Source organism: uncultured Hymenobacter sp. (genome assembly GCF_964243305.1).
Classification (GTDB): domain Bacteria; phylum Bacteroidota; class Bacteroidia; order Cytophagales; family Hymenobacteraceae; genus Hymenobacter.
This window is the reverse complement of record NZ_CAXTEF010000061.1, coordinates 1-12,884: the sequence shown is the minus strand read 5'-3', so window position 1 is coordinate 12,884 and position 12,884 is coordinate 1. Positions and strand designations below refer to the sequence as shown.

General features: G+C 61.2%; 13 protein-coding genes. 8 read left to right on the top strand and 5 right to left on the bottom strand.

What is annotated here, in order from left to right; all coding sequences use genetic code 11:
- Window positions 1–99: 99 nt before the first annotated feature.
- From ACFE70_RS19520 to ACFE70_RS19505, 4 genes are all read right to left on the bottom strand, one after another.
- Window positions 100–849, bottom strand: coding sequence for a queuosine precursor transporter (locus tag ACFE70_RS19520; protein WP_375419463.1), 750 nt, complete (start codon window positions 847–849; stop codon window positions 100–102).
- A gap of 33 nt (window positions 850–882) precedes the next feature.
- Window positions 883–1,794, bottom strand: coding sequence for a ribonuclease Z (locus tag ACFE70_RS19515; protein ID WP_375419462.1), 912 nt, complete (start codon window positions 1,792–1,794; stop codon window positions 883–885).
- Window positions 1,795–1,962: 168 nt separating this feature from the next.
- Window positions 1,963–2,337: an STAS domain-containing protein gene (locus tag ACFE70_RS19510; RefSeq protein WP_375419461.1), complete on the bottom strand. Its 375-nt coding sequence runs from the start codon at window positions 2,335–2,337 to the stop codon at window positions 1,963–1,965.
- Window positions 2,338–2,408: 71 nt separating this feature from the next.
- Window positions 2,409–3,287 carry a DUF4198 domain-containing protein gene (locus tag ACFE70_RS19505; RefSeq protein ID WP_375419460.1) on the bottom strand — a complete coding sequence of 293 codons (879 nt, stop codon included), beginning with the start codon at window positions 3,285–3,287 and terminating at the stop codon, window positions 2,409–2,411.
- 183 nt (window positions 3,288–3,470) lie between these two features.
- Between ACFE70_RS19505 and cas6 the strand changes: the two genes are divergently transcribed.
- Window positions 3,471–4,154: a CRISPR-associated endoribonuclease Cas6 gene (gene cas6 / locus ACFE70_RS19500; RefSeq protein WP_375419459.1), complete on the top strand. Its 684-nt coding sequence runs from the start codon at window positions 3,471–3,473 to the stop codon at window positions 4,152–4,154.
- 197 nt (window positions 4,155–4,351) lie between these two features.
- On the opposite strand, the gene ACFE70_RS19495 is transcribed toward cas6, so the two are convergent.
- Window positions 4,352–4,663 carry a hypothetical protein gene (locus ACFE70_RS19495; protein WP_375419458.1) on the bottom strand — a complete coding sequence of 104 codons (312 nt, stop codon included), beginning with the start codon at window positions 4,661–4,663 and terminating at the stop codon, window positions 4,352–4,354.
- A gap of 202 nt (window positions 4,664–4,865) precedes the next feature.
- Between ACFE70_RS19495 and ACFE70_RS19490 the strand changes: the two genes are divergently transcribed.
- From ACFE70_RS19490 to cas2, 7 genes are all read left to right on the top strand, one after another.
- Complete coding sequence (locus ACFE70_RS19490; protein ID WP_375419457.1) at window positions 4,866–5,585, top strand: hypothetical protein; 720 nt, start codon at window positions 4,866–4,868, stop codon at window positions 5,583–5,585.
- A complete protein-coding gene (locus tag ACFE70_RS19485) occupies window positions 5,578–7,332 on the top strand; it encodes a hypothetical protein (RefSeq protein ID WP_375419456.1) in 1,755 nt (584 codons plus the stop codon). Before ACFE70_RS19490 ends, ACFE70_RS19485 begins: the two co-directional genes overlap by 8 nt.
- A 21-nt stretch (window positions 7,333–7,353) precedes the next feature.
- Window positions 7,354–8,298, top strand: a complete 945-nt coding sequence (gene cas7p, locus ACFE70_RS19480) for a type I-PGING CRISPR-associated protein Cas7/Csp1 (RefSeq protein ID WP_375419455.1) — start codon at window positions 7,354–7,356, stop codon at window positions 8,296–8,298.
- A 26-nt stretch (window positions 8,299–8,324) separates the two neighbouring features.
- Window positions 8,325–10,634 carry a CRISPR-associated helicase Cas3' gene (cas3, locus tag ACFE70_RS19475; RefSeq protein ID WP_375419454.1) on the top strand — a complete coding sequence of 770 codons (2,310 nt, stop codon included), beginning with the start codon at window positions 8,325–8,327 and terminating at the stop codon, window positions 10,632–10,634.
- Window positions 10,635–10,654: 20 nt separating this feature from the next.
- Window positions 10,655–11,167, top strand: a complete 513-nt coding sequence (gene cas4 / locus ACFE70_RS19470) for a CRISPR-associated protein Cas4 (RefSeq protein WP_375419453.1) — start codon at window positions 10,655–10,657, stop codon at window positions 11,165–11,167.
- A gap of 195 nt (window positions 11,168–11,362) precedes the next feature.
- A complete protein-coding gene (gene cas1b / locus ACFE70_RS19465; protein WP_375419452.1) occupies window positions 11,363–12,373 on the top strand; it encodes a type I-B CRISPR-associated endonuclease Cas1b in 1,011 nt (336 codons plus the stop codon).
- Window positions 12,373–12,636: a CRISPR-associated endonuclease Cas2 gene (gene cas2, locus ACFE70_RS19460; RefSeq protein WP_375419451.1), complete on the top strand. Its 264-nt coding sequence runs from the start codon at window positions 12,373–12,375 to the stop codon at window positions 12,634–12,636. The genes cas1b and cas2 overlap by 1 nt, the downstream gene beginning before the upstream one ends.
- Window positions 12,637–12,884: the final 248 nt, after the last annotated feature.

Sequence of the window (12,884 nt, the reverse complement as noted above, 5' to 3'; positions counted from 1 at the left end):
TGTTGAGTGAATACCATGCCCGAAAGATACAATCACCCCCGGTTAGACCACCGCCGAGTAGAAAGTAGAACAAATAAAAATGGGATAAGGATTGGATAATTACACGCTCACATCGGCCGCCGCTTCCTGCTGTAACTCTACTGTATCGTCCTTACCTAAGTAAAGGTCAATTAAATAATGCGCTAAGTACAGCACGGGCGTGAGCAGCACGGCCGCGCCAAATTTGTACCAGTAATTGGCATTAGCCACGCTCAGCACCTGCGCGAAGGTCCAGTTGCCGAACACGTAAAAGGCGACGAACAAGACCACGAAGCTATCGACGAGCTGCGAAACCAGCGTGGAGCCCGTGGCGCGCAGCCAGATAAGGCGGCTGCCAGTGAGCCGGCGCAGGGTTTGAAAAATAGTGGCGTCGAGCAGTTGGCCGATAATAAAGGCAATCAGCGAGCCGGCAATGATGCCCAGGCCCTGCCGGAAAATGCTTTGGTAAGCAAAATCAATATTGAAAGGCCGGCCCGCCGGGTCGGTGCCGTTGGCTTCGAGCCAGAAGGTGGCGGGCGGCAGCTTGGTGGTGGCAAAAATTACCACAAACGAATAGAGCAGCAGCGCCACGGCCAGCAGGCTGACCCGCAACACGCCGGCGCGCCCGAAATACTCGTTGATGATATCGGTAGTAATAAAAACCGCCGGCCAGATGAGCACGCCGGCCGTCAGGTCGCCGGGCAGGCCCAGCCATTTATCGACCGAGAATATTTTGACGCCGATAATTTCGGCCAGCAGCGCATTAATCAGAAATATGCCGCTGAGCACCAGGTAGAGCTGCTGCTTTTGGGCGCTAAACGTAGCGGGCATGGCTTTTCCAAGTCGAATTTCCAAGTCGAATTTCTAGAGCGAGATGCTCAGGCCCTCGGCGGCCAGGTCAGTAGGCTCAAACACAGCGCGGGCTTCGAGCAGCAGCGGCTCCAGGGCTTTGTAGCGGCTGGAAAAGTGGCCGATGAGCAGGCGGGCCACCCCCGCGGCCTGGGCCAGCTCGGCGGCCTGGCGGGCGGTGCTGTGGAAGGTTTGAGCGGCGCGCTCGCGGCTCTCGTCCAGGAAGGTGGCTTCGTGATAGAGCAGGTCGGCGCCCCGCACCAGCGCGGCCAGGCCCGGCACGTGGCGCGTATCGGAGCAAAAGGCGTAGCGGCGGGGGGTAGGGACGGGGCCGGCCACGTCGGCGTGGCGCACGCCTACCCCCCCCTCTTCGGCCAACAGGTCGTTGCCCTGGGCCAGCTGCGCCAGCTGGCTCGGCGTCAGGCCGGCCGGCAGCCGCTCCTTGAGCAGGTTGGCGCGGCGCGGCTGCTCCTCAAACAAGTAGCCGGCGCAGGGAATGCGGTGCTCAAGCGGCAGCGACCAGGCCCGCAGCTGGGCATCTTCATAGACCACGGCGTGAGCGGCGGTGTCGACGCGGGTGTAGTTCAGGTCGAAGTCGAGCCGGGTGGTGGAGCACCGGAATTGGGCGGTGAGCAGCTCATCGAGGCCGGGCGGGCCAATAAGCTGGAGCGGCTCGGTGCGGCCGGCCAGGTGCATGGTGCCGAGCAGCCCGAAAAGGCCAAACACGTGGTCGCCGTGCAGGTGGGAGATGAAAATTGCGCGCAGGCGCTGGTGGCGAACCCGGTTTTCCAGCAGCCGCCACTGGGTACCCTCGCCGCAGTCGAGCAGGTATTGGGCCGGGCCCGCCGTGAGCACCTGCGCCGTGGGGTGGCGCCCGAGCACCGGCGTGGCCGAAGCGCTGCCCAGAATTGTCAGCTCGAAATCCAAGTTGAGAAGCGGTTAGCTGTCAGCTGGTGGCCGTTAGCTTTTTTAAGGGTGAAAAATACCGGCCGCAGCCTACGCTGGCTGGCTTAAAAAACAAAAAACTGTTGGCCGTCAACTGCCAGCTCAGAAAAGCCAACAGCTAACAGCCAACAGCCAACAGCCAGCAAAAACCTACTCCTTATCGGTTAAGTCCCGCTCGATGGCGTGCAGGAACACGCGGTCAATGCCCTCCTCGACGGTGGGCAGGATGTGGAGCACCGATTCGAGCTTGGAGATGGTAATGAGCTTGAGCACGTGGTCTTGCAGGCCGGTGAGCACGAGCAGGCCGCCGGTTGAGTTGCAGAGGCGGTTGGCAATCAGGATGGAGCTGAGGCCCGACGAATCGGTGTACTTGACGTTGCTCAGGTCCAGAATCAGGTTGTTGATGCCCTCCGCGTTGAGCTTCACGAACTCTGACTTAAGGTCGGGCGCAACAGTAGTGTCGAGCTTCTTTTCCTCAATCGTGATGATCGTGTAGTTCTCTTTTTTATCGATGGTGTACTTCATAAAGCAGAAGGCAGAAAAAAGGTAAGGGTGGGCGAAGGTAAAAAGAAATCGCAGAAGGACTATGGTCGAGCTTATGGTCTCCCCGCCGCTGCGCCCGCCGGACCGGCAAAGGTAAGCGACGCCCAGGTGCTGAGCCAGTCGGCGGGGGGTAGGCCGGCCGGCGCGGGCTGGGGCATGGGCACCATCTCGACGCAGGCCAGCAGGTAGGGGCCGGGGCCGGACAGGCGTAACAGCAAGCGGCCGTTTTGGTTGACGCGCAGCGTGAAGTGGCGCGCGGGCTGCCCGCCGGCTTGCCGCTCCCAGACCTGCACCTGGGCGCCGGGCGCCGGCTGCCCGGCCCGCAGCACCCGCACGGTGAGGGCCGCGCCGGAGCGCAGCCGGTAGGGGTTCTGCTCCGGCACCAGCTCCAGCGGCGCGCCCAGCACCCGCCGGTACGCGGTGTCGGCTGCCGCGGCCAGGGCCGGCACCGGGCCCGCCTGCACCAGGGTTTTGGCGCAGCGCTGATACGCCTCGCGGCCGGCAGCCGTATCCTGGTGGCGCACGCGGCGCAGGTTCAGGGCGTCGGTCAGGCCTTCCTCCAGTAGGTAAGCGGTAAACTCGGTGGCGGGCAGCTTTATGAAAGTGGCCGTGGTGTGCAGGGCCACGAGGTGGGTGCCGGGTGCGGCGAAGCGGATGCCGGCGCGGAGCGAATCGGTGGGGCCGGGCTGGGCCGGGGTGAGGTTGCTGGAGTCAGGGGGGGTAGGGCCGTAGCGCACTAGGCGCCGCACGCGCCGGGCTTTGCCGGGCCACTTTTCGCCCTTGAAGTTTTCGCCCGAGAACAGGTGCAAACTGCGCGTGCTGCCCGCCGGCACCCGGAAGCCGGGAATTTCCAGCCAGAATTCGTGCGCCAGAGCGGCGGTGGCGGCCAGAAGGAGCGCGGCCAGGAGCAGGAAAGCGGACGAACGGGGCATTAAAGACGCATCATGATAGGCGAGGACGGCGCGGTGCCGCCGCGCAAAATACGAGCTGAGCAGCTGGAGTTAAAGCAACCTGCAAGTAAGGCTAAAATTATTGGTATATCTCACTTGTTTTTGCTGAATATCCAACCGAATTTGCCAACCTCAATCGCTGACTTCTTCCTCCCGGTTTCGCTTATGCGCCTCCACCTCTACCTGCAAGCCGACGGCGTGCTGCCGTTCGATTATCTGCCGACGCTCAAAGGTGCCTTTCACCGCTGGGCGGGCCACAACGAGGCGCTGCACGACGGCTTGTCGCTCTACTCGCTCTCGTGGCTGCGCGGCGGCCGGGCCCTGCCCGGCGGCCGGGGCCTGCGCTTCACGGAGGGCGCGCAGTGGTTTGTGAGCGCGCCAGACGAAGCCCTGATTCGGGCTCTCATCGGCGGCGTGGTGCGCGCCCCTGACTTGGGCCACGGCCTGCGCGTGCGCGACGTGCGGATGCAGGACGCGCCGGACTTTGCCGGGGGAGAGCAACCCTTCCGCGTAGCCAGCCCGGTGTTCATCAAGCATCTGCCGCCCGAAGCCAAAGCCGGCGACCCCGCCGACCACCTGCTGGCCGGCCACCCGCTGGCCGACGAGCTGCTGACCCAGACCCTGCGCCACAAGCTGCGCCAGGCCGGCCTACCGGATGAGGGCGCCGCCGTGCGCTTCGACCCGGCGCATGTTCCTTCTGCCAAGTCCAAGCTCTTCCGCTATAAACAGGTGCAGTGCCGCGCCAGCGTCTGCCCGGTGCTGGTGCGCGGCACGAGCGAGCAGATACGGTTCGCCTGGGAAGTGGGGGTAGGGCACTCGACGGGCATCGGGTGCGGGGCGTTGGTGTGATGGGAGCGGGTAGGGAAATAAAAAAAGCAGCCGGGTGGGGCTGCTTTTGATGAACTGCTGGATAAAGAAACATTCACTGCTTTTTGGCTGCGGCTTCTCTCATGCGCTGTAATACAGCTTCTTTGCTTACGGGCTGCCGGGTGGCTATCAATTTGTCCCAGGCCTCCTTGCGGGTGAAACCCGGCAGCAGCGGCGACTCAGCTTGCGGCCCGGTCGCAGTAAAGTTCTTGGACTTGGGATTCATCGGCAATGGCGACGTCGTGGATGGTGAACGTGTCGTCGCTGTACGACAAAGCTACGAGCAGGAACCGAAGTTTATCGGTGTAGCCAATCAGGAAGTAATGGTTTTCGCTGAGCGGAAAGGCGGCGCTATTGTACCAATGTGGACTTCTGAGCACAGCTGTCTGGATTTCGCCATCCGTGATAAGGCCAATACCGGAGCCAGTCTGGCGCTGGCTCAGGGTGAGTTGGCTGAAGTTAAAGCGCCAGTTGGGGGTAAGGCTATCCATATAGGGCGATTGGGTAAAAGGGTATGGCCAAAACGGGCGGGCGGCCAAAGCCGCCCGCCCGCGCCAGCCGGTCCAATTGATCTTCTCTAATGAAATAATTTCAATTCCAGTTGGTGATTACGAAGGTAACTGAGTTTTCGCTAATAAAATAGGGTAGGATAATTTGAGTTACCTTGCCGTTGGTTATTAATCCTGATTCATCATGTCCACTTTACCGCTTGACTCGCTGCTACTGCCGCCCAACTTCTCAGTTTGTGGCGTATTGGAAATCAACGCTTTGTCGCCACTTTCGATGGTTGCCAAGCTGCCGGGTAAGTATTATGCTAGCCAATCGCAACCCACGGATGTGATGCTGCTCGGGATGCTGGAGAACGCGCTAGGTTGGCACCTAGGCGAGATAGAGCGTAATCAGCTTTTTAAAAGCCTGGAGAAGAGGCACAAGCGCCGAGCTACGGCGTCGGGGGTAGGCTTTCGCAGCCTGTTGCAGTGGCACGTGCGGTTCGGGGTCATGGTCGTGCCGCCGCTGCTGCACTACGATGACCTGTGGACGCAGCATCTGAAGGGCAAAACGTTCGCCGAGGGTAGTCGCAATTACGATGCGCAAGTCATCCCCTTTATGAATGCGAAGCGCGGCGGGCTGGTCACGACTTCGGACGCGGCCAAGGCCCGCAAGGGTGCCGAGGCGCTAACTGATTTTCAGTCCGGCGATGAGATAAGTATCACGGTATTGCGGCCCTACTTCCCGCAGTATTATTCTAGTCCTACCCTGCGGGGCTACGTCGAGCCGCAAGGGCCCTATCAGGTTGGCATCGAAACTTCGCCCGCGCTGGCGGCTGCTTTGCGGGCGGCCATTGCCGACCCGGCTGCCCCGCTTTATCTAGGTTCCAACGACGGTTGGGTTGAGCTTGACTGGTATGAGTAAGAAACCTACTTCCACCCCATCGGGCCAAACCAAGCTGTTTGATAGCTCCGCTTCGCCAACATCCGCGCCCGTTGCCGAAGCTGAGCAACTCATTCTTTCCTCATTGAGCGCCGAATTGCTTCATTCGTACCCGCGCTACGGGCTGGCCGTGGCCGCCTACCAATCTCAGTTAGCCGATACGGTAGCGGAAGCTGAGCTACGTATGGCGCTAGTACGCGCTATTGAGGCCGGCTTAGGAAAGTTTCGGATGCGCACTTGGAATAACTCTCTGCACGATAAGATATTAAAATTTGAGCCAGTGCGACTGACTGACCTCATCGATAAGCCGCAACTGGTGCAGTCGGCGGGCTTAGCAGCGCAGGGGATTTACTTATTTCCGACGCTGGTCACGACGGACGGCGGAGCGAAAGACACGTTTCGCAACGCGCAAGAGATAATTGGACAATTGCGGGGGGCGGTTTCGCTCACGGCCGTCACCACGCTCAGCCGCTCGTTTGCGCCGACAACAGCTAAAATCAACAACGGCACGGCGTCGCAAAGTCCGCCGGAAGGTACCTTGCTGGAAGCGGCGTGCGCAATTATTACCACTGTTACGCCGCTCAAGCCGGCGGCCTGGCCCGGTATCAATACGGTCATCATTCCCGACTTGCCCTTGCCGCAGCTCCGCGAGTTCGTGGCCGTGTTCGAGGGGATGCTGGGGCAGGAAACCGACGACCTGATGCTGACGCGCGAACGGCCGCTGACGGTAGCCGCCGCGCCCAAAGCCGGCGCGAAAGCCAACGCCACCCTGACGGCCGCCAAGCCCGCCGCGCCGGAGTTTCGCCGGCCGCGCCTGCACTCCGGCAACTACCCCGACGCGCCCCGCGACGCGGGCGCATTCGGGCCGGTAGGGCTGCTGGGCGCCATCGGGCGCTGGGCCCGGCGCACGCAGCAGCAGGGCCGCGGCCGGGCCGTGCTCGCCACGCTGGCCGGGCAGCCGCTGCACGTCATTTCCTACGACCAGATAAGCCAAGTGCGCTTCGACCACCACACCACGCGCTTGGCTCTGGACCACGACCTGACCAGCATCGTGGACTCCCTGTATCTAGGCACCCGCTTCTACTCGGAAGCCGACAACGCCGGTACCCCGTTCGGCAAGCCCGAATTCAAGACTTTTTGTCTCATGGCCGGCCGCTTTCTGCAAAGCTTCACCCCGGCCGCCTTTGCTGATTTTCTGGCCTTCCGGGCCGAGTACGCCGCCGAAACCGCACCGCTTTTCACCGAATATTTCCGCACCATGAACCCTGAAATGGACCCCGAAACTTTGGCTGAGATTGTAGCATCAGCTAGCAAATTAGGCAGTTGGCTTAACAAGACAGCTTGGTCGGTAGCCAAGGAAGATGTAGAGAAGTTTCCGTCTGGCGACAGGAAGAAATCAATTCCTCAGCAAGAGCGGGAAAGAAAAGCCAAACTTTTGGTCGTGCTAGAAAGCGCCATTCTAAGCGCAAAAACACCCGAAGAAATGATTTCGCAGGTGCTGACTCAAGCCGAACGAATGACGGTTTATGAGGCGCCTAGCGAGTCTCATCGGTTCGTTACCGCTGCTATGACACGTGAAATCAGTCATACTCAGGCCAAGCACCTGCTTATTGCCTACATGCGGCTGCGCAGCGCTGGCAAGAGCAGCGCCGCCGCTGAGGCAGGCGAGGCAGGCACCCCGGCCGAGCCGGAAACCACCGACTACAATCACCAAGACGACAACTCCTAGCCTTTTTACCTCTCCCACACCATGATTATCAAAGGCATTCTCGTTACCCTGCTGGCGCCCATGAGCGACCACATCGCCAACGCCGGCGAAAAGCTTCTCGGCAATGCGTCGTCCATCAAGCGACGGCCCGACGGGCGGGTGTACATCTCGGGGCAGATGCAGCGCCACGCCCTATTTTCGGCCCTCGACCGCCTCAACGCCGACGACGAAGGCCGCGGCCAAACTTACGTCTCGAACGGCGATGGTGTGACGAACGTGGTCGAAACCGACCTGCGGGCCGACCTCGGCGGCTTTCTGCAAACGTCAAAGGAAACGTACTCCGGGCGGCGCACGGCGCCGATTTCGGCCACGCCCGCCGTGGCCCTGGAATCAAGCAGCGTCGGCCGCGACTTGCTCATTCGCCTCAAAATGGAAGCCGAGGGCGACTCGCGGGGGCAGGCCGTGGCGACGCGCGAGTTCTCGCAGGACGACCGGATGCTGATGAGCTTCTTCGTGGACGTGAGCGCCGTGGGCATCCGCAAGCGCTTTAGCTACGAGAAAGAGCTGCACGTGCGGACCGAGTTCGTGCGCCACATCTCGGAAGAAGAGCGCCGCCGCCGCATTCGCCTGGCGCTGGAAGCCACCGCCGCACTTACCGACTACGCCAACCAAGCCCGTAACGCTACCAGCGGCGAGCCGCAGCAGGTGCTACTGGTATTCGATACGCGCCTCTCGCGCAAGGCAAGCCGCTACTTTAAGGCCGGCGAGGCTGAGCAGCGTAATATTCTGGCCGAGTTGCAGGCGCGGGGTGCCGTGTACTTCTTGGGCGACGACACCGCCGAGAGCGGCGACGGTACGGCGGCAGCTTATCAGAAAGCGCTGGATTTTCTGGCGGCTAACGCCCTCTACGACCCGGCCCCCGGCGTGGCCGTGCAAAGCACGGCCGACTTTGAGAAGAGCATTAAGCCCGAAAAGGCAGCCAAATAATCATTCCTAGTTCTGCCGCCCGGATAATGGAACTGCTGGCCAAACCCGACGGAACGCCGCTGGCCGACCACACCCGCCACGTGCGCGACGAGGCGGCGCGGGTGCTGGCCGCCCGCCCGTTTCTGGTTTATAAATATGCCGTCCGCACGGGGCATAACCTGCCAGCGCTGCTTGATGCCTGCGCCCGTTGGCACGACGCGGGCAAGGCGCATCCGGCATGGCAACAGGCCTGCCGCCGGGATTTCGAGGAGTCCCGGCGCACTGGCAAGGTTCGCGGCACCCACCTGCAAAAAAGTGGGGTGCGCCACGAGTTCGCTTCGCTCGTGCAAATGCGCGGGGCCGGCGGCAACGACTGGCTGCCGCCGGCCGCCTACGCCGCCGTGGCGGCTCACCACGGCAAGCTGGGCTTTCGCCATCAAAAACGCTGGGCCGATGACTCGACCTTTAAGCCGTTCTGGCACGAGCGGTTTTTGCCGCTCAGCGCTGAGTTGCAGCCCGACCACGCGGCCGACTTTGACCAGGCCATTGCTCGGCGCTACGAGTACGGCGGCCTGCGAGCCGTGCTGCGCCTAGCCGACCACCGGGCCAGCGCCCGCGAGGCGCATACGAATGCGAACACGCCGGCCGTGCCGGAGCTGAGCGCTTTTCGCTATACCTTTCCTTGGAGTGAGTCGACCGGCGTTCAGAAACTGATTCCGAAGTTTTGGGACGAGCCGTTTGCCTTGCTGCGGGCGCCCACCGGAGCCGGCAAAACGGATGCGGCGCTGCTCTGGGCACGGCGGCAGGTGACGACCGGCCGGGCTGACCGGCTGGTGTGGGCCATGCCTACCCGCTTCACGGCCAATGCGCTGTATATCGCCACCACCGAAACCCTGAGCAGCACCGGCCTCTACCATTCCAGCGCGTGGTTTCTGGCTCAGCAGCGCGAGCGGGAACAGCAGGCGCATGGCCGGCAGCCTGCGGCGTGGAAGCAGGAACTGGACTATGCCCGCCTGCTGGAAACGCCCACCACCGTTACGACGATTGACCAGCTTTGCCTGGCGCTGACGGCTACCCGCGAAGACCACCACGCCACGTTCTGGAACCTGGCCCACGCCTGCGTTGTGATTGACGAGGCTGATTTCTACGATGATTTTACGCAGCGCAACCTGGTCGTGCTGCTGCGGGCATTGCGGTTGCTACGGGTGCCGGTGCTGCTCATGAGTGCTACGCTGCCCGCCTCAGCGCTGGAATTATACGCGCTCTCGGGCCTGCGGGCCGCAAAAATCTGGGAAGACCTGACCGACTACGACCGGCCCCGCTTCCGTCTGCATCGCGCTGGGCCAGCCGAAACACCCGAGGACCTTGCGCCGCTGCTGCAACGAGCCCTGAACGGCGAGCCGCTCATCATCTACGCTAACACCGTGGGCCGGGCGCAGGCCTATTGGGACTGGTTTCAGCAACACAAAGCGCCAAACGTGGTGCTTTATCATTCCCGCTTCACGGAGCCCGACAAGAAGGACGTTGAGGAAAAGCTACTGGCGATGCTCGGCCCTAAAGCCTGGAAATCCGGCAGTCCCACGGGCGTCGCCATTCTGACGCAGATTGGGGAACTGAGCGTTAACATCAGCGCCGATTTGATGATTGCCGACCTGTGCCCAACCGACCGGCTGGCGCAGCGGGCGGGCCGCTTGTCGCGCTTCGCCAATCGGCACGATGGCCGAACTGCCGTAGTCGGTGAGCTGCATTTGATCGAGCCGCAGAAAACCGATAAAAAAGGAGAGCAGAGTTTTTATCCTGCTCCCTACGGCCATTACCGCCAGGGTCAGGGCTGGGTGACTAGCACGGTGTTGGAGCAGGCGGGTATTCAACTAGCCGCTGGCGACTACTCGGCCCGGCGCTTAGTAGAATTAGTGAATGAGTTGTATCCGAGCGTAGCAGAAGAAACGACTGATGTGTGGGAAAATCGCCGGGCATTGGAGGCGGCCGTAGTTGCTAATTGGCTGCTGTTGCCCAAAGCGGGAACTGAACAAGACGACGAAGAAACGCACCAGTGGAAAAGCCGCGACATCGGCCCCCAGAAAGTGGTGTATGCCGCCACCAATTTTTCGGCATTCGACACTGAAGGTGACCCGCAGGTATTTGCTTCTTCCTTTCAATTTCGGGAGTGGGCCTTGCCCCACGCCATTTCGGTGCCGGTATATGACTTTCGCCGGGCGCAGCAGGCCAGAAAGCTGGAAGAGGTTCGCGTTCACATCAGCCAGGAAGCCGAAGTAATCTGGATAGTAAAAGCGGGCTACTACGATTCGCAACAGGGCTTGCGCTTTGACCAGCAGCCCAGCGCCGAGGACGAGTAAATCCCTACCCCCTCTGCCCCATGCACCTTACCGGCAAGCACCTCAACTACTACTACATCTGCCACCGCAAGCTGTGGCTGTTTCACCACGGCGTGAGCTTTCAGCAAACCCACGAAAACGTGCAGGACGGCACGCTGCTGCACCTGACGGCCTACCCCCAGCGGGCCAAGCGGTTTCGGGAGGTGCAGCTCGGCGGCATCAAGATTGACTTCTACGACCCGCACGACAAGGTTATTCACGAAATCAAGCGCAGCGACAAGATGCAGCCCGCCAGCGTGGCGCAGCTGCAATACTACCTGCTGGTGCTGGAGCGCCACGGCGTGCTGGGCGCGACCGGCGTACTGGAATACCCGCGCCTGCGCCGCACCGAGGCCGTGACGTTAACCGACGACGCCCGCACCACCCTGACGGGCGCCGAAGCGGCCATTGAGGTGCTGGTCAATCAGGCTTGCCCGCCCACTATCAACAAGCCCGTGTGCAAGCAGTGCAGCTACTATGACTTCTGCTACGCCGGTGAGACAGCATTGCAGTAGCGAAGAGGGGTAGGGAAACTAAACCAGTGACCAACAGCCCTACTGCGCCTGGCAGGGGTTGGTGCAGGGACAGGGGGTAGGGATGTGGCACGCAATGCCCCCAGCGCGCCGCCACTAGCCAGGTTGGTGTTGGGAGAGGGGGTAGGGGTATAAAAATCAGCAACATCACGGTTAATCTGCACCATCTGCGATTCAATGAAGAAAACCTTCTACCTCTTCAACCCCGGCCGCCTCTCGCGCCAGGACAACACGCTCAAGTACACAGCCTACGACGAGGCCGGCGCCGAGGGCCAGACCCGGTTTCTACCCATTGAGGACGTGGCCGATTTGTACGTGTTCGGCTCGCTCGATGCCAACTCGGCGCTGTACAACTTTCTGGGCAAGCACGGCGTGTCGGTGCACTTCTTCGACTTTTATGAGCACTACACGGGCTCCTTTATGGCCAAGGACTACCTGCTGGCCGGCCGGGTGCAGGTGGCGCAGACCAACCACTACACCGGCTCTAAAAAGCGGCTGGCCCTGGCCCGCAAGCTGGTGGAGGGCGCGGCCTTCAACCTGCTCAAAAACCTGCGCTACTACCAGAGCCGGGGCCGGCAGGTAGGCGAGGAAATCACCCAGATTGAATTGTACGTGGCGGCCCTACCCCATGCCACGACGGTAGCCGAACTCATGGGCTACGAGGGCAACATCCGCCAGACTTACTACCGCTGCTTCGAGCAGTTGGTCAGCGTCGAGGGCTTCACGTTTGGCACGCGCAGCACGCAGCCACCCCAAAACGAGCTGAACGCGCTGATTTCGTTCGGCAACATGCTCTGCTACGCGGCCTGCCTCTCCCAGATTTATCACACGCAGCTCAACCCGACCATCTCGTTTCTGCACGAGCCGGGCGCCCGGCGTTTCTCGCTAGCGCTGGACCTGGCCGAAATCTTCAAGCCCCTGCTCGTGGACCGGACCATTTTCCGGGTACTCAACAAAAAGGAGTTGCAGCCCCGCGATTTTGTGCGCGAGCTGGGCGGCTGCCAGTTGCGCGAGCCGGCGCGCAAAGCGTTCGTGCGCGTGTTTGAGGAGCGGCTCAAGGAAACCATTCAGCACCGCACCCTCAACCGCAGCGTCAGCTACCAGCACCTCATCAAGCTCGAATGCTACAAGCTGACCAAGCACCTGCTGGACGTGGAAGAATACAAGCCCTTTAAAGCCTGGTGGTGATGTACGTAATCTTGGTGTACGACGTAAAGCAAAAGCGGGTGGGCCGGATGCTCAAGCTCTGCCGCCGCTACCTGAACTGGATTCAGAACTCAGTCTTCGAGGGTGACATTACGGAGGTGAAGCTCAAGGAATTGCTGGCCAAAACCGGCACCATCCTCGATGAGGATGAAGACAGCGTCCTTATCTTCAAGAGCCGCACTCCGGAATGGCTGGAAAAGCAGGTCTGGGGCCACGAGCGCAGCCCGCTGGATACGTTTCTGTAAAATTAATCGGCGCAGGGGCCGTCGTCGCTCTGGGGGCCGCTGGTCACGAAGGTGTCGCCGGGATGCCGCTTATTCTGGTAAGTGGCTGATTTATAGCGGTTGTCGCTCCCCCAGGTTTTTCTTAGTATTACCGACCGACGCTTTTGCCCGCACAAAACTGGGTTCGCAAAGGCAGTTTATATGAATTCAGCGGCTATTTTTACGCTGAAAAGTACGGGGCTTCAATCGGACTGTGTGGAATTGAAATG

What these genes read in the sequence shown, in the direction of transcription:
- ACFE70_RS19505 (WP_375419460.1), bottom strand. Translation starts at nt 3,287, where the DNA reads ATGCCCCGTTCGTCCGCTTTCCTGCTCCTGGCCGCGCTCCTTCTGGCC.
- cas3 (WP_375419454.1), top strand. Translation starts at nt 8,325, where the DNA reads ATGGAACTGCTGGCCAAACCCGACGGAACGCCGCTGGCCGACCACACC.
- cas2 (WP_375419451.1), top strand. Translation starts at nt 12,373, where the DNA reads ATGTACGTAATCTTGGTGTACGACGTAAAGCAAAAGCGGGTGGGCCGG.
- ACFE70_RS19490 (WP_375419457.1), top strand. Translation starts at nt 4,866, where the DNA reads ATGTCCACTTTACCGCTTGACTCGCTGCTACTGCCGCCCAACTTCTCA.
- cas7p (WP_375419455.1), top strand. Translation starts at nt 7,354, where the DNA reads ATGATTATCAAAGGCATTCTCGTTACCCTGCTGGCGCCCATGAGCGAC.
- cas1b (WP_375419452.1), top strand. Translation starts at nt 11,363, where the DNA reads ATGAAGAAAACCTTCTACCTCTTCAACCCCGGCCGCCTCTCGCGCCAG.
- cas4 (WP_375419453.1), top strand. Translation starts at nt 10,655, where the DNA reads ATGCACCTTACCGGCAAGCACCTCAACTACTACTACATCTGCCACCGC.
- cas6 (WP_375419459.1), top strand. Translation starts at nt 3,471, where the DNA reads ATGCGCCTCCACCTCTACCTGCAAGCCGACGGCGTGCTGCCGTTCGAT.
- ACFE70_RS19520 (WP_375419463.1), bottom strand. Translation starts at nt 849, where the DNA reads ATGCCCGCTACGTTTAGCGCCCAAAAGCAGCAGCTCTACCTGGTGCTC.
- ACFE70_RS19510 (WP_375419461.1), bottom strand. Translation starts at nt 2,337, where the DNA reads ATGAAGTACACCATCGATAAAAAAGAGAACTACACGATCATCACGATT.
- ACFE70_RS19495 (WP_375419458.1), bottom strand. Translation starts at nt 4,663, where the DNA reads ATGGATAGCCTTACCCCCAACTGGCGCTTTAACTTCAGCCAACTCACC.
- ACFE70_RS19485 (WP_375419456.1), top strand. Translation starts at nt 5,578, where the DNA reads ATGAGTAAGAAACCTACTTCCACCCCATCGGGCCAAACCAAGCTGTTT.